The 15283-nt window shown below is 74.5% G+C and carries 14 protein-coding genes; 6 read left to right on the top strand and 8 right to left on the bottom strand.

What is annotated here, in order from left to right; genetic code table 11:
• Positions 1-6: 6 nt before the first annotated feature.
• Positions 7-2610, bottom strand: coding sequence for an aminopeptidase N (gene pepN, locus BGO37_RS12865; RefSeq protein WP_291755475.1), 2604 nt, complete (start codon positions 2608-2610; stop codon positions 7-9).
• Between the two features lie 181 nt (positions 2611-2791).
• Here pepN and BGO37_RS12860 point away from each other — a divergent pair, with 181 nt between their 5' ends.
• Together BGO37_RS12860 and BGO37_RS12855 are read left to right on the top strand one after the other, a co-directional pair.
• Positions 2792-3409 carry a DsbA family protein gene (locus BGO37_RS12860; protein ID WP_291755473.1) on the top strand — a complete coding sequence of 206 codons (618 nt, stop codon included), beginning with the start codon at positions 2792-2794 and terminating at the stop codon, positions 3407-3409.
• A gap of 25 nt (positions 3410-3434) precedes the next feature.
• Positions 3435-4007, top strand: a complete 573-nt coding sequence (locus BGO37_RS12855; RefSeq protein ID WP_291755472.1) for a hypothetical protein — start codon at positions 3435-3437, stop codon at positions 4005-4007.
• A gap of 41 nt (positions 4008-4048) precedes the next feature.
• Here the strand turns inward: BGO37_RS12855 and BGO37_RS12850 are convergent, their stop codons facing one another.
• Entirely contained in the window at positions 4049-6031 is a 1983-nt protein-coding gene (locus tag BGO37_RS12850) for a M13-type metalloendopeptidase (protein ID WP_291755471.1), read from the bottom strand.
• 58 nt (positions 6032-6089) lie between these two features.
• Here BGO37_RS12850 and BGO37_RS12845 point away from each other — a divergent pair, with 58 nt between their 5' ends.
• Both BGO37_RS12845 and BGO37_RS12840 read left to right on the top strand, forming a co-directional pair.
• Positions 6090-6539, top strand: coding sequence for a ribose-5-phosphate isomerase (locus BGO37_RS12845; RefSeq protein ID WP_291755470.1), 450 nt, complete (start codon positions 6090-6092; stop codon positions 6537-6539).
• 56 nt (positions 6540-6595) lie between these two features.
• Positions 6596-6886, top strand: a complete 291-nt coding sequence (locus BGO37_RS12840) for an MGMT family protein (RefSeq protein ID WP_367188110.1) — start codon at positions 6596-6598, stop codon at positions 6884-6886.
• A 6-nt stretch (positions 6887-6892) separates the two neighbouring features.
• On the opposite strand, the gene BGO37_RS12835 is transcribed toward BGO37_RS12840, so the two are convergent.
• The 5 genes from BGO37_RS12835 to cysK all read right to left on the bottom strand — a co-directional run bounded on the left by BGO37_RS12835 (position 6893) and on the right by cysK (position 11861).
• Positions 6893-7885, bottom strand: a complete 993-nt coding sequence (locus tag BGO37_RS12835; protein WP_291755468.1) for an FKBP-type peptidyl-prolyl cis-trans isomerase — start codon at positions 7883-7885, stop codon at positions 6893-6895.
• Positions 7886-7964: 79 nt separating this feature from the next.
• A complete protein-coding gene (locus tag BGO37_RS12830; RefSeq protein WP_291755466.1) occupies positions 7965-9227 on the bottom strand; it encodes a GNAT family N-acetyltransferase in 1263 nt (420 codons plus the stop codon).
• 42 nt (positions 9228-9269) lie between these two features.
• The gene (locus BGO37_RS12825) at positions 9270-10286 is read right to left on the bottom strand and encodes a DUF1648 domain-containing protein (RefSeq protein WP_291755464.1); all 1017 of its coding nucleotides are present in this window, start codon (positions 10284-10286) and stop codon (positions 9270-9272) included.
• A gap of 59 nt (positions 10287-10345) precedes the next feature.
• Positions 10346-10924, bottom strand: a complete 579-nt coding sequence (gene epsC / locus BGO37_RS12820; protein ID WP_291755462.1) for a serine O-acetyltransferase EpsC — start codon at positions 10922-10924, stop codon at positions 10346-10348.
• Between the two features lies 1 nt (position 10925).
• A complete protein-coding gene (gene cysK / locus BGO37_RS12815; RefSeq protein ID WP_291755461.1) occupies positions 10926-11861 on the bottom strand; it encodes a cysteine synthase A in 936 nt (311 codons plus the stop codon).
• Between the two features lie 309 nt (positions 11862-12170).
• Here cysK and BGO37_RS12810 point away from each other — a divergent pair, with 309 nt between their 5' ends.
• Positions 12171-13169: a LacI family DNA-binding transcriptional regulator gene (locus BGO37_RS12810; protein WP_291755459.1), complete on the top strand. Its 999-nt coding sequence runs from the start codon at positions 12171-12173 to the stop codon at positions 13167-13169.
• A 25-nt stretch (positions 13170-13194) separates the two neighbouring features.
• Here the strand turns inward: BGO37_RS12810 and BGO37_RS12805 are convergent, their stop codons facing one another.
• Positions 13195-13929 carry a GntR family transcriptional regulator gene (locus tag BGO37_RS12805; RefSeq protein ID WP_291755457.1) on the bottom strand — a complete coding sequence of 245 codons (735 nt, stop codon included), beginning with the start codon at positions 13927-13929 and terminating at the stop codon, positions 13195-13197.
• Positions 13930-13998: 69 nt separating this feature from the next.
• Between BGO37_RS12805 and BGO37_RS12800 the strand changes: the two genes are divergently transcribed.
• The gene (locus BGO37_RS12800; RefSeq protein ID WP_291755456.1) at positions 13999-15282 is read left to right on the top strand and encodes a transaldolase family protein; all 1284 of its coding nucleotides are present in this window, start codon (positions 13999-14001) and stop codon (positions 15280-15282) included.
• Position 15283: the final 1 nt, after the last annotated feature.

Here is a 15283-nt window from a genome sequence, read left to right as displayed (position 1 = left end):
GCCACCTCAGCCGCGGCGGCGGTCGGCCTCCTGGGCGGCCAGCGCGCGGCGCGCGTCGTCGCCCTGCTCGGCCACGATGCGGCGCAGCGCGGGGGCGGCGTCGGGGTGCTCGGCCAGCCACCGCTCGGTGCGAGCCACCACGTCGACGCGGGCGTCCCCGGTCAGCTCCAGCGGGTGCAGTCCGAAGGCGATGTTCTGCGCGATCTCGTTGGTCCGGCTCGCCCACACCCGCTCGAGCGACGCGAAGTACGGCTCGACGAACGGCAGCAGCAGCGACAGGTCCTGGACCCGGCCGAAGCCGGCGATCGTCGCCGCCTGGACCGCGTTCGGCAGGTCGTCCCTGTCGAGCAGGTTCGCCCACGCGGCGGCCTTGGCCTCGGGCGTCGGCAGGGCGGCACGGGCGGCGGCGGCGGCGCGCTCGCCGGTGGCCGTGGCGTCGGCCGTCAGCTGCGCGGCGATCTCGGCCTCGCCGGCCCGCCCGCCGACCACCAGGGAGGTCAGCAGCTCCCAGCGCAGGTCCGTGTCGATGGTGCGGTCCGGCAGGGTGCGGCGGCCGTCGAGCAGGTCGGCGACGAGGTCGAGCTGGGCGGGCGTCGACGCGTGGATCGCGAACGCCTTGAGCAGCTGTAGCTGGGTGTCGGAGCCGCCGGCCACCTCGCTGTCGTCGCCGAGCAGCGCGGCGAGCCGGTCCGCCGCGGCAGCGGCCGCCTGCGCCCGGTGCTCCGGCGCGACGTAGAGGTCGAGCGCGGTGCGCAGCTGGCGCAGCTGCACCTGCACCACGGTCGAGTCGGTCTCGTGCGGCAGGTACCGCAGCATCATGTCGACGTAGTCGCGCGCCGACATCTCGCCGTCGCGCGTCCCGTCCCAGGCCGCGGCGAGGACGAGCGAGCGCGGCAGCGACGAGGTGAAGCCGGCGAGGTGGGCCGCGGCCGTCGCGCGCGAGGGCTCGTCGAGCCGGATCCGGGCGTAGGCCAGGTCGTCGTCGTTGACCAGGACGAGCGCGGGGCGCGGCCGCCCGACGAGCGCCGGCACCGGGGTGACCGGCCCGTCGACGTCGAGCTCCTCGCGCCACGCGCGCACGAGCGTGCCGTCGGCGGCCACGTCGTAGCCGCCGATCGCCAGGCGGTGCGGGCGGGCGACCGGGTGCTCGTCGGGCACCTCCTGGAGCACGTCGAACGCGGTGATGACGCCGTCCGCGTCGGTCGCGATGCGCGGGCGCAGCAGCGTGACGCCCGCCTGCTCGAGCCACAGCCGGGACCACGCGGACAGGTCGCGCCCGCTCGTCGTCTCCAGCTCGGACAGCAGGTCGGCCAGCGACGTGTTGCCCCACGCGTGCTTGGCGAAGTACGCGCGCACGCCGGCGTCGAACTCGTCCTGCCCCACCCACGCGACGAGCTGGCGCAGCACCGACGCGCCCTTGGCGTAGGTGATGCCGTCGAAGTTGACCTCGACGTCCTCGAGGTCGCGGATGTCCGCCGCGATGGGGTGGGTCGAGGGCAGCTGGTCCTGCGCGTAGGCCCAGCGCTTCTCGAGGGACTGGAACGTGGTCCACGCGCTCGCCCAGCGCGTCGCCTCGGCCGTCGCGCGCGTCGACTGGAACTCGGCGAACGACTCGTTCAGCCACAGGTCGTCCCACCAGCGCATCGTCACCAGGTCGCCGAACCACATGTGCGCGAGCTCGTGCAGCACCGTCACCGCACGCCGTTCGACGGTCGCCTGCGGGACCGCGGACCGGAACACGTACGACTCGACGAACGTCACCGCGCCCGCGTTCTCCATGGCACCGGCGTTGAACTCCGGCACGAAGATCTGGTCGTACTTCTCGAAGGGGTACGGGCGGTCGAAGACGCGCTCGTAGAAGGCGAAGCCGGCCCGCGTGATGTCCGCGATCTCGTCGGCCTCGAGGTGCTGCGCCAGCGACGCCCGGCAGTACACGCCCAACGGGATGGTGCGCCCGTCGACGCTCGTCAGCTCCCGGCGCTCCTCGGCGTAGGGCCCCGCGACGACGGCGGTGATGTACGACGAGATCGGCGGCGTCGGCGCGAACGCCCAGCGCCGCGCGCCCGTGTCGCGGCCGTTGCGGTTCACGGCCCCGGGGACCGGCTCCGGCTCGGCCGCGGCGGGGGAGTTGGAGATGACCGTCCAGTGGGCGGGCGCGGTGACGGTGAACGTGAACGTCGCCTTGAGGTCCGGCTGCTCGAACACCGCGAACACGCGCCGCGAGTCGGCGACCTCGAACTGCGAGTAGAGGTACACCTCGCCGTCGACCGGGTCGACGAACCGGTGCAGCCCCTCGCCGGTGTTCATGTAGGCGCAGTCGGCCGCCACGACCAGCTCGTTGTCGGCCGCGAGACCGTCCAGCGTGATGCGGGAGTCGGCGAACACCGCGGCGGGGTCGAGGTCGCGGCCGTTGAGCCGCACCGCGTGCACCGCGGGCGCGATGAGGTCGACGAAGGTGGACGCCCCCGGCGTGGCCCCGAACCGGATCGTTGTGCGCGAGGCGAAGGTCGTGGCCGAGGTCGTCAGGTCGAGCTCGACGTCGTACGACCGCGCCTGGACGATCCCGGCGCGCTCGCGCGCCTCGGCACGGGTGAGGTTCTGACCGGGCACGGATGACTCCCTGACGAGGCGATATGGACCGTTGCCGATCATGGCACGTCGCCGGGTGCCCACCGGCCGATCGCGTGAGCGAGGACACACCGCGCGATCGGTGGATCGGTGTGCGCGCGGCGGCCGAGGTGGGCAGACTCGGGACGTCCGCGTGCCATCCCCCGCGAGAGGAGACGCCACCGTGCCCCAGACGGTCGACTTCTGGTTCGATCCCGCCTGCCCGTGGGCGTGGATGGCGTCGCGCTGGATCGACGAGGTGGCCCGGCACCGCGACGTCGACGTCCGCTGGCACGTGATGAGCCTGTCGGTGGTCAACGAGGGTCGCGAGCTCTCGCCGTCGTACCGCCGCGAGATGGACGCGGCCTGGGGGCCGGTGCGGGTGCTCGTCGCGGCGGCGGAGGCGCACGGCGACGGCGTGCTCAAGCCGCTCTACGACGCGATGGGCTCCCGCCGTCACCCCGGCGGGCGCACGGACGCCGAGGCGATCGTCGCGGAGTCGCTCGCGGAGGTCGGGCTCCCCGCGGCGCTCGCCGCGGCGGCGACGACCGACGAGCACGACGCGGCGCTGCGCGCCTCGACCGCCGCGGCGCAGGCGCTGGTCGGGGACGACGTCGGCACGCCGGTCGTGGCGATCGACGGCGTCGGCTTCTTCGGGCCGGTGGTGACACCGGCCCCGCGCGGCGAGCGGGCGCTCGCGATGTTCGACGGCCTGGCCCTCATGACGAGCGTGCCCGGCTTCTACGAGCTCAAGCGGAGCCGCACCTCGGGACCCGTGTTCGACGACGGGGGCCCGGCGTGAGGCCGGTGGCGGGAGGGCCGGCACGATGACGACGCCGGGCGCGGCCACGCCCCCGGACGCCGCGGCGCTCGCACGCGCGGCGCGCCGGCGTCGGCTGATCCCCAGGCTCGTCGCGCTCGACGCCGTGCTGGTCGCGGCGGTGCTCGTCGTCGTGCTGCTCGTCACGCTGCCGGGTGGGACGCCGCCGCTGCCGGGCGCCAGCGGGACGGGGACGGCGACCGCCGGGGCGACGCCGACGCCGACCGCGACTCCCGGACCGCCGCAGTTCCAGCTGCCGAGCGGCAACATCGCCTGCGACATGACCGCCGGCGGCGTCACGTGCACCATCGCGAGCGAGACCTTCACGCCACCGCCGGTCGCGAACTGCGAGGGCGGCTCCGTCGGCCACACCGTGGTGCTCGACGCGCACGGCGTCTCGGTGCCGTGCGTCCGGGGCGCCCCGTCGCGCGTCGGGGGCCAGGTGCCCGTCCTCGACTACGGCGGGACGAGCACCGTCGGCCCGTACACGTGCACGAGCGCGACGAACGGCGTCACGTGCACCACCGCGCAGGGCGTCGGCTTCCGGCTCGCCCGCCAGGAGCTCGTCACGCTGCCCTGACCTGGACCCGGCCGGCGGGTCGCCCGCCGGCCGGGTCCAGGTCACCAGATGCTGACGCGCTCCTCCGGCGCCAGGTACAGCCCGTCGCCGGGCCGCACGCCGAACGCCTCGTGGAACGCGTCGAGGTTGCGCGCCACGCCGTTGCACCGGAACTCGTCGGGGGAGTGCGGGTCGGTCGCCAGCCGGCGGATCATCTCCTCGTCGCGCGCCTTGGTGCGCCACGACTGCGCCCAGCCGACGAACACGCGCTGCGCGGCGGTCAGCCCGTCGAGCACGGGCGCGTCCTCGACGGGGCCCCCGAGCGCCAGCTGGTAGGCCTTGAGGGCGATCGCGAGCCCGCCGAGGTCCCCGATGTTCTCGCCGATCGTCAGCGCACCGTTGACGTGGTGGCTGCCGTCCAGCTGCTTCGGCGAGAACGACGAGTACTGGTCGATGAGGGCCTTGGTGCGCTCCTCGAACGCCGCCCGGTCCTGCGCCGTCCACCAGTCGACGAGCCGGCCGTCGCCGTCGTACTTGCTGCCCTGGTCGTCGAAGCCGTGCCCGATCTCGTGCCCGATGACCGCGCCGATGCCGCCGTAGTTGACGGCGTCGTCGGCCTCCGCGTCGAAGAACGGCGGCTGGAGGATCGCGGCCGGGAAGACGATCTCGTTCATCCCCGGGTTGTAGTAGGCGTTCACCGTCTGCGGGGTCATGAACCACTCGTCGCGGTCGATCGGCCGGCCGATCTTCGCCAGCTCGTAGTCCTGCTCGAAGGCGTTGGCCCGCCGGACGTTCCCGACGAGGTCGTCGGCCGCCATCTCCAGCGCCGAGTAGTCGCGCCACCTCGCCGGGTAGCCGATCTTCGGCGTGAACGTGTCGAGCTTGGCCAGGGCCTTGGCCTTCGTCTCGTCGCCCATCCAGCCCAGCCCCGCGATCGACGTCCGGTACGCCGCGACGAGGTTGGCGACCAGCGCGTCCATCCGCGCCTTGTGCGCCGGCGGGAAGTGCCGCTCGACGTACACCTTGCCGACGGCCTCGCCCAGGGCGCCCTCGACGAAGCTGACGCCGCGCCGCCACCGCTCGCGCAACTCCTGCGCCCCCGTCAGGGTGCGGCCGTAGAAGTCGAAGTTGGCCTCCGTCAGCTCCTCGTACAGGTACGGCGCGCGCGAGGAGATCACGTGGTAGGCGAGCCAGTCGCGCCACGCCGCCAGGTCCTCGCTCTCCCAGAGCGCGGCGAACCCGACCGTGAACCCCGGCTCGCGCACGACGAGGGAGTCCATCGACCCCTCGACCGCGCCGAGCGCGGCGACCCACGTGCGCCACGCGAAGCCGGGGGCGTCCGCGACGAGGGAGGCGAGCGTCGCGGCGTTGTAGGTGAGCTCGGCGTCGCGGTCCTTGACGACGTCCCAGTGGTGGGAGGCGAGCTTCGTCTCCAGGTCGAGGACCCGGCCGGCCGCCGCGTCGGCCTCCTCCTCGCCGCTCCAGCCGGCGAGCGCGAGCATCCGCGCCACGTGCGGGCGGTACTTGGCCAGCACGGCGGCGTACTGCGGGTCGCGGTAGTAGGCCTCGTCGGGCAGCCCCAGGCCGGACTGCGTCAGGTGCACGACGTACCGCTCCGGGTCCATCGCGTCGTTGTCGACGAAGAACGCCACCGCCGCGACGGCGCCGGTGCGCTGGAGCGCGGCCAGCGCGTGCAGCAGCGCGTCCTTGTCGCCGGCGGCCCGGACGGGCGCCAGGTCCTCCTCGAGCGGCGCCAGCCCGACGGACTCGATCCGCTCGGTGTCCATGAAGGACGCGTAGGCGGCGCCGATCTTCGCCTTCTCGGCGTCCGCCGCGCCCGCCGCAACCTGCTCACCGAGGTCGGTGATGATGTCGCGGACGTGCTCCTGCGCCTCGTCGTGCAGCGTGCGGAACGACCCGTCGACGGCACGGTCGGCCGGGATGACGTGCGTGGCGAGCCACTGGCCGTTGACGTGGCGGAACAGGTCGTCGGCCGGGCGGACGGACGGGTCGAGGTCGGTCAGGGCGATGCCGCTTGAGGTCATGGGCCCAGCCTACGGGCGGCGTCGGACAGGTCGGCGGGGGGTGCGGCAGGATGGCGTCATGCGCATCCACGTCGCCTCCGACCACGCCGGGTTCGAGCTGAAGGCCGCGCTCGTCGCGCACCTGCAGGAGGCCGGTCACGACGTCGTCGACCACGGCGCCCACGCCTACGACGCGCAGGACGACTACCCGGCGTTCTGCTTCGCGGCCGGCGAGGCGGTCGTCGCGGAGCCGGGGACGCTCGGCGTGGTCATCGGCGGCTCGGGCAACGGTGAGCAGATCGCGGCGAACAAGGTGACGGGCGTGCGCGCGGCGCTCGCGTGGAACGACGAGACGGCCCGCCTGGCCCGCCAGCACAACGACGCCAACGTCGTGGCCGTCGGCGCCCGGCAGCACTCGCTCGACGAGGCGATCGCGCTGGTCGACGCGTTCGTCGGCGAGCCCTTCAGCGGCGACCCGCGCCACCAGCGGCGCATCGACCAGCTCGCGGCGTACGAGGCCGCGCGCTGAACGGTCCCGGGCGGCGCGCCGCGCCCGCCGCACACGCCGAGGAGTACGCCGAGGCCGTGCTGGACCTCGTCGAGCGCATCCCGGCGGGCCGGGCCATGACGTACGGCCTCGTCGCGGAGGTGCTCGCCGAGCGGCTGGGGCGCGGCGGGCCGCGCCAGGTGGGCCACGTGCTGGCCGGCTCGGGTGGCTCGGTGCCGTGGTGGCGGGTGGTCAACGCCGCCGGCGCGCCGCCGGCGCCGTACGCGCGCGAGGCCCTCGACCGGCTGCGTGCCGAGGGCGCGCCCCTGACGGCCGACGGCACCCGCGTCGCGCTGCGCCGCGCGGTGTGGTGGCCGGAGCAGGACTAGCGGCGCTCAGCCCGCGGCGAGGATGTCGACGACGAAGACGAGCGTCGAGCTCGCCGGGATGCTGCCCTGGGCGGTGGCGCCGTAGCCGAGGTTCGGCGGCACGACGAGCAGCACCTGGGAGCCGACGGTCTGCCCGACCAACCCTTGGTTCCAGCCGTCGATCACCTGCGCCTGCCCGATCTTCTGCACCGCGTAGGGCGCGCCGCGGTCCCACGAGGAGTCGAACTTCGTGCCGTCCCACAGCCAGCCCGTGTAGTTGACGACCACGGTCTGGCCCGACGCCACCTTCGGCCCGGTGCCCTGGACGAGGGGCTGGGCCACCAGGCCGGTCGGCGCGGGTCCGGTCGCCGCGGTCAGCGCCGGCTTCCCGGTGCCGTCCAGCGTGACGGTGGGCAGCCCGACCACGGGGGCGACGGGCGCCCCGCTGGCCCGCGCCGGCACGGGCCGTGCGGCGACGACGTCGACGACGTCGACGATCGTCATCGGCAGGGTGGAGTCACCCTGCGGCGCCGCCACGACGAGGCGCGCGCCGACGCGGGCGGTCACCAGCTCCTGGTAGAGCTGGCCGAACAGCGAGCCGGGGTCGGCCAGGGTCACCAACGGGGCGCCGTCGGCCCACGTGCTGCTCAGCTCGCCGCCGGTGACGCCGGAGAGCTCGAGGATGTGGAGCGTCACGAGGTTGCCCTGGGCGACCGCCTCGCCGGTGCCCTGGGAGACGGTCCGCGCCACACCGGCTGTCACGCTGAAGGGCGTCGACGGCAGCGTGACCGTCGGCTTGGCCCCCGCCGCGCCGCTGACGGTGATGGCGGCGAGCGCCGCCCGGTCCGCCGCGGTGGCGGCGGACGGCGTGGCCGAGGGGGCCGCGGAGGCGGCGACGGTCGGTCCCGCCGTGGTCGTCGGCGCCGGCGGCGTGGTGCCGCCCGAGCAGGCCGCGAGGGCGCCCAGCGCGAGGGCGAGGGCGGCGGCGAGGCCGGGTCGGACGGTCGTCGGGCGTCGCACGGTGCTCCTCCGGGATGTCTGGTCCGGCTCGTCGGCTGGGCCCGACGACGGTACGCGACGATCCTGTGCCGGGCGGAGGCTAGAAGACCCAGCTGCACACCGGCGCGAGCGGCCAGCCGAACGCCGCGGTCGCGGCCGCCGCGGCGCCGGGGCGCAGCTCGCGCACGAGGCCGGCCCTCGCCTGGGCGCCGATGGACCGGCCGCCGAGGTAGGCGGCGCCGAGCTCGCGGACGTCGAGCGCGAGGTCGGCCGGGGCGTCGGTCCGCGTCACCTGCGCCACCCAGCCGTCGCCGGACGCCGCGGTGGTCGCCAGGCGCCAGCGACCGGCGTTGGCGGGCAGCCGGGTGTCGGTCACCTCGAGGGTGACGTCGACGGGCGCGGCGTAGCGGCGCACCTGCAGCGCGGTGGCCAGGTCGAGCAGCCGCACCCAGACGTTGTCGCCGAGCTTGGGCACGGCGGCGCGCCGGTCGACGAGCAGGTGCGTCAGCGGGTCGTCGACGGCCAGGTGGGAGGCGGCCACGGACTTCGTCAGGTCGAGGTCGAGGACGAACGACCACAGGCGGTGCGCGGCCGCCGCGTCGACCGCGACGAGCTCGCGCAGCGTCACCGCGTACTCCGGGCCGGCGTCGCCCCACTTCTCCTTGCGCCGCACCAGGGCGTAGCCGCGGGGGCTGCCGTCGGGCGCGTGCACGGTCGCGATGCGCAGCGGCTCCCCGCCGTGGCGCCACGTCGGCGGGTCGGCGACCTGGTTGGCGCGCTGCTGAGCCGAGTCCCGGGTCATCCACCCAGGGCGCCCGCCACCCGCGGCGCGGTGGACGGCGTCGACCAGGTCCGCGTGCCGGGTGCGGTCGGCGGTGTCGAACCGCACGGTCAGCTCGTCGGACCCCGCGACCGGCCGCAGCGCCGCACCCCGCGGCACCTCGACGCCCAGCTCGTCGGCGGCGCAGCCGTAGCCGAACCGGCCGTAGATCGCCGCCTCGGCGGCGAACAGCGCGGAGACGGGCTCGCCCCGCTGCAGCGAGCGCTCGAAGTGTGCGTCGATCATCGCCGAGAGCAGGCCGCGGCGCCGGTGGTCGGGCCGCACGCCGACCCAGGTGAGGCCCGAGCACGGCACCGTGCCGCCGGGCACGGGCGCGGCGAACGAGTACGACCCGTGGACGGCGACCAGCTGGTCGTCCTTCTCGACGCCGACCGTGCGGACGCCCCACTCGAGCGCGGGGGGCGCCTCGGTGAGCGCCTCGGGCTCGAGACCCTGCGCCCACGTCAGCTGGTCGGCGGCGAGGAACTCGTCCCTGCGCTCGTCGGGGACGACGACGATCCGGTACCCCTCGGGAAGGCTCATGCACCCCATCGTGCCGGTCACCTGCCGCGCGGCGCGACCCCTTTAGCGAGCCGACCTGCGGCTTCGCTCCACGAGCGCGTTGAGCAGGGCGGCGCCGCGCTGGGCGCCGTCCACGGTGACGACGAGCTGGCGGGCGCCGGAGCGGTGGACGACGAGCGCCTCGCCGGGGCGCAGCACGATCCCGCTGCGGCCCCCGCGTCCGAGCCGGTAGCCCCAGCCCCCGAAGTCACGCACCGGGTCGACCGTCGTCACGTCGGCGGACTCGACCTCGTCGAGCGGCACCGTCACGGTGGGCCAGGGCAGCACGGTGCGCGCGACGACGCCGCGGTCGTCGACCGTCACGGTCCAGCGCCACATCATGACGACGACGAGCGCGAGGGTCGCGGCGACCAGCAGCGTGGGCCACACCGACCTGCTCAGCGCCCCGACCCCCGCGACGAGCAGCACGCCGATCACGACGACCGGAGTCAGGTGGCCGAACTCGGCCACGCCGGTCCACGAGGCCCCGGCCGTCCCGGCGAGCCGGGCGCGCGGCGCGTCCACCGGTACGCGGCCCGTCGCCGGCAGGCGGGTGTCGCCGGGCATCGCGGCCGCCACGAGCAGCGCGAGGACGAGCGCGGCGACGACCGCGACGGCCGGCAGCGCCCCGAGCGGCGCCGCGTGCCGGGCGTCGGCGAGCCCGCGCTGGCCGGCGAGCGAGGCGACGACGAGCCCGCAGACGAACACCGCCAGCCCGGTGGCGAATCCGGCGGTCACCCGGCGGATGGCCGCGCTGCGCCCCATGAGCATCCCGACGAGCCACGCCGTCAGGGAGATCGTGCCGGTCGGCACCGCCATGGCGACCAGGACACCGGTCAGGGACGAGGTGCCGGTGACCGTGCCGGCCGACCCCCAGCTCGAGGCGACGGGGTTCGGAAGGGTGTCCCGCCACGAGAGCGCGAGCGCCACGGCGGCGCCGAGCACGGCGAGCGGTACGACGAGCGCACCGAGGGTCGTGGCGACCCGGTGAGCGGGAAGGAGACCTGCGGTGGGGCGGGCGGCGGTGGGGCGAGCGGGCATCGGCGAACCTCCGCCCCCAGCCAACCACCGCCGCCGCGCCCGGCGATGAGCCTTGCGACTCAGATGTAGATCGCCGGGTCGTCCGCGTAGTCGTCGGCGGCCGGGCGCGTGTGGAAGCGCACCTTCGCCGGCACGCCGACGGCCGAGGCGCCCGGGGGCACGTCGTGCACGACGACGGCGTTGGCCCCGATCCGCGCGTCGTCGCCGACGTAGATCGGCCCGAGCACCTTGGCGCCCGTGCCGATCATCACGCGGTCGCCGATCGTCGGGTGCCGCTTGCCGTGCCGCATCGACGTGCCGCCGAGGGTGGCGCCGTGGAACATCACCACGTCGTCGCCGACCTCGGCGGTCTCGCCGATGACCACGCCCATGCCGTGGTCGATGAACAGCCGCCGCCCGATGCGGGCGCCGGGGTGGATCTCGATGCCGGTGATGCCGCGGACCAGCTGGGACAGCAGCCGCGCCGGCAGGCGCAGCGACGGTTCCTGCCACATCCGGTGGGTCACCCGATAGCCCCACACCGCGTGGACCCCGGGGTAGCCCAGGGCGACCTCGAGGCGCGAGCGCGCCGCGGGGTCGTGGGAGTGGGCCGCCTCGAGGTCCTCGCGGAAGGCGACGCGCAGGGGGGTGTGTGTCATCTCAGTCGAGCAGGTCCTGGTAGAGCACCGTGGACAGGTAGCGCTCGCCGAAGCTCGGGATGATCGTCACGATGAGCTTGCCGGCGTTCTCGGGGCGGTTGGCGAGCTGGATCGCGGCGGCGAGCGCCGCGCCGGACGAGATGCCGACCAGCAGGCCCTCCTCCTTGGCGGCCCGGCGGGCGAGGGCGATCGCGGTGTCGCCGTCGATGTCGATGACCTCGTCGTACACCGTAGTGTCGAGGACCTCGGGGACGAAGTTGGCGCCGAGCCCCTGGATCTTGTGCGGGCCGGGCACGCCGCCGTTGAGGATCGGCGACTCCTTGGGCTCGACGCCGACGATCTGCACGCCGGGCTTGCGCGCCTTGAGCACCTGGCCGACGCCGGTGATGGTGCCACCGGTGCCGATGCCGGCGACGAGGATGTCGACCTGGCCGTCGGTGTCCGCCCAGATCTCCTCGGCGGTGGTGCGGCGGTGGATCTCGGGGTTCGCCTTGTTGGCGAACTGGCGCGCCAGGATCGCCCCGGGACGCTCGGCGGCCACCTGCTCGGCGCGGGTGACGGCGCCCTTCATGCCCTCGGCCGCCGGCGTGAGGATCAGCTCGGCGCCGTAGGCCCGGAGCAGGGCGCGACGCTCCTTGCTCATGGACTCCGGCATGGTCAGCACCACGTGGTACCCGCGCGCGGCCCCGACGAAGGCGAGCGCGATGCCGGTGTTGCCGCTGGTCGCCTCGACGATGGTGCCGCCGGGCGGCAGCTCGCCCGCGGCCTCGGCGGCGTCGACGATCGCGACGCCGATGCGGTCCTTCACGGAGCTGGCGGGGTTGTAGAACTCGAGCTTGGCGACGATGGTCGCCGGTGCGCCGTCGGAGATCTTGTTGATCCGCACGAGCGGGGTGTTGCCGATGAGCTTGGTCGCGTCGTCGTAGATCCGGGACATGGGATTCCTCTTCGCTGGTCTGGGTGGCCGGGGACGTGCACCGGAGGGCGAGCGCTGATCGCGAGGGGCCTGGCCCCACCAGTGCCCGGCGCCTGCGAAGGGCCCGGGCCGGTCAGCGCTCTACAGACAGCGACAGCAGCGCACGACGAGGGTGCGCGGAAGGGAGCCGGCAGTGCGCTGCACGCCCATCGCTCTCCTCCTCGGGACTGGCGGGGTCGGTCCCCGTCCCGGTCGACGCTAGCCGTAACACCGCAGGGAGCGCAAAGGTTCCCGGGCGCTCCACTATCGTGCTCGCCACCAGGAGGTTCGATGGCGAACAAGTCCGGCAGGGCGACGATCGTCGACGTGGCGCTCGCGGCGAGGGTCTCGCCCGCGACGGTCTCGCGCGTGATGAACGGGCGCTTCGCCGGCGAGGCGGAGATCGCCGAGCGGGTGCGCCGCGTGGCGGCCGAGCTCCGCTACTCGCCCAGCCACCTCGCCCGCTCGCTCGCTCTCGGCGAGACGAGGGCCGTCGCGCTCGTCGTGCCCGACCTGGCGAACCCGGCGTTCCAGGCGGTGCTGGCGGGCCTGACGAGGGCCGCGGCCGACGACCGGTACCGCGTGCTCGTCGCCGACTCGGGCGACTCCGCGGAGGAGGAGCCGCCGCTGGCGACGGAGACGCGCCGTCGGTGCGACGCGATCGTGCTGTGCAGCCCGCGCATGACCGACGCCGTGCTCGCGGGGCTGGCCGAGAGCCTGCGCCCGCTCGTCCTGGTCAACCGGTCCGGCCGGGACGTGGGCGCGCCCTCGGTGGCCATCGACTACCGCAGCGGCGTCCTCGACCTGGCGCGGCACCTGCACGCGCTGGGGCACCGGGAGGTCGCCTACCTCGACGGCCCGCAGGCCAGCGCCTCCACGAGGGACCGGCTGCTGGGGCTGGCGGACGCCGAGGCCACGCTGCCCGGGCTCCGGGTGCGGCGGATGGCCGGCGGCGCCTCGGCGGAGGACGGCCTGGCCGCCGCGGCGGAGGTCAGGGCGAGCGGCGTCTCGGCCGTCATGGCCTTCAACGACCTGGGGGCCGTCGGCCTCGTCCACGGGCTGCGGGGCCTGGGCGTGCACGTCCCGGGGGACCTCTCGGTCGTCGGGTTCGACGACATCCCGTTCGCGCGCTTCCTGGTGCCCGCCCTGACCACCGCCTCGGCGCCCTACGAGCTGATGGGCAAGGAGGCGTGGCTGCGGATGAGGTCGCTGCTGCGCGGCGAGCCACCCGAGCAGGACGGCCTCCTCGGCCCACGGCTCCACGTGCGCGGGTCGACCGGCCCGCGGTAGACCGGCGCCGGCGGCCCGTCGGGGCTCAGAGCGAGTAGTCGAAGGCGAGCCGCAGCCGGTCGCCGCGGAAGACGATCGTCGAGTACTCGAAGGGCCGGCCGCCCTCGTCGGCGATGACGTCGTGCAGCAGCAGCGCCGGGTCGCCGCGGTGCATGTCGAGCTGGCGCGCCTCGGCGAGGCTGACGGCCACCGCCTCGAGGTGCTCGCTCACGTGCCGCATCGGCAGGCCGTAGTCCTTCTCGAGGATGACGCAGAGCTGTTCGGAGACGACGTCGTGCTCGTCGAGCCCCGGGGCGAGGGTCGCCGGGACGTGCGAGCGGTGCAGGCTGATCGGCTCGCCCTGCACGGACCGGACCCGGACGATGACGTACACCTCGTCACCGCGCGCCAGGCCGAGCCGCTCGCGCACCACGGAGGAGGCGGCCTCGCGCTCGAAGGACACCAGCCGGGTGGTGGTGGAGTAGCCGAGGGCCTCGAGCTGTTCGCGGATGCCGCGGTAGGCGGGGGAGACGGCGTTGATCTTGCTCGGGGCGACGTACGTGCCCTTGCCGGGGACCCGCAGCAGCAGGCCGTCGTTGACGAGCTTGGTCAGCACGCCCCGCACGGTCATCCGGCTCAGCCCGTACATCCGGTTGAGCTCGTTCTCGGAGGGGATGCGCTGGTTCGGCTGCCACTCGCCGCTGGTGATTTTGCCCGACAGGATCTGCTCGAGCTGCGCGTAGAGCGGCACCGCCGAGTCGCGCTCCAGCACCTCGGTCATCGGACCCTCCCTCCTGCTGGCGCATCGTAGCGAGCGTGCGGGTGGTCGACGGGGACCGACCGGGCGGCCGTGCGCGGCCAGGAGGCCGACGTCGAGCGCGTGCTCGACCACCCGCTCGACGCGGCCGCCGCAGGCGAGCTGCGGCGCTTCGCACGGTGCGTGGGGGTGTCCGACGAGCTGGCCCACGTGGTGCGGCTCTTCGGGACGCCGCCCGGCCACACGCCCGCCGGGTTCCGCGTGCGCTGCGAGCTCGAGGCCGACGGCACGGTGCGCTTCGACCTGCGCCGCGACATCTCCTACGACGGGGACGGGGCCCTGCGCCCGACCGGCCAGCTGTTCTCCGTCGACAGCGCCAACCCGTACGAGATCGCGGGCGTCGCGCCGCTCGTCGCCAACCTGACGTGCAACCCGTCGATCATCTGGGACCTGTTCCTGTCCGACCCCAACGCGAACGTCGGCGGGGTGTTCAAGGACCGCGACGAGGTGATGACCGAGATCGCCCGGATCCTCGGCCCCGGTGCGGACATGAGCATCGAGCTCGAGGACCCGTTCGACGACGTCGAGCGGGTGCTGGACGAGGCCGAGCACCTGCGCGAGCTCGTCTCGGACTACCGCCTGGTCGTCAAGGTGCCGCACACCGGGCCGGTGAACGCCGGCAACGCCCCGCAGCTGCTGGCCGGCGACGGGCACCTCGACGTGCGCTACGACGAGCCCGCGACCGGCGACGCCTTCCGGGGCCACCGGCTGGCGCTCCTCCTGCGCGAGCACGGCTTCCGCATCAACTTCACGCTGATGTTCGAGCCGTACCAGGCACGCCTCGCGCTGCAGGCCAGGCCGTACTTCATCAACTCGTTCGTGCGGCACCGGGCCTTCCAGTCGCAGCGGATGGCCGCCCTGCTCGACGAGCACGCGACGACCGGCGACGACGCCCCGCTCGTCGCCCTGCGCGGCTACCTGCTGGACAACGACTACCTGTCGACCAAGGACGCCGGTCTCGACCTGGCGGAGTGCCGGCGGATCGCCGAGCGCGTCGTCGCCTACCGGCGCATCCGCGAGCCGGAGGGCGCCGACGGCCTCGACCACGCCCGCCACAACCTGCGGGTGCTGCGCGATGCCAACCTGCCCGACACCCGGCTGATCATCTGCTCGATGGAGGGGGACCGGAACTACCCCGACATCGACCGGATGCTCACCGAGCCCGACCTGGCCGACATGGCGCACCGCGTGGTCATCACCGCGGAGCCGGGCTACCTCGCGCGCTTCGCGTCGACGAACCAGGTCGTCTCGTACCAGCGCCGGTTCCTGCGGGCCGCCGCCAAGACGAGGGACGCTCGCGCTGCGCGCTCTGAGTAGA

The organism is Cellulomonas sp. 73-92, assembly GCF_001898175.1.
Classification (GTDB): domain Bacteria; phylum Actinomycetota; class Actinomycetes; order Actinomycetales; family Cellulomonadaceae; genus Cellulomonas.
The sequence above is the reverse complement of the archived record's forward strand: the minus strand, read 5'-3'. Positions and strand labels throughout refer to the sequence as shown.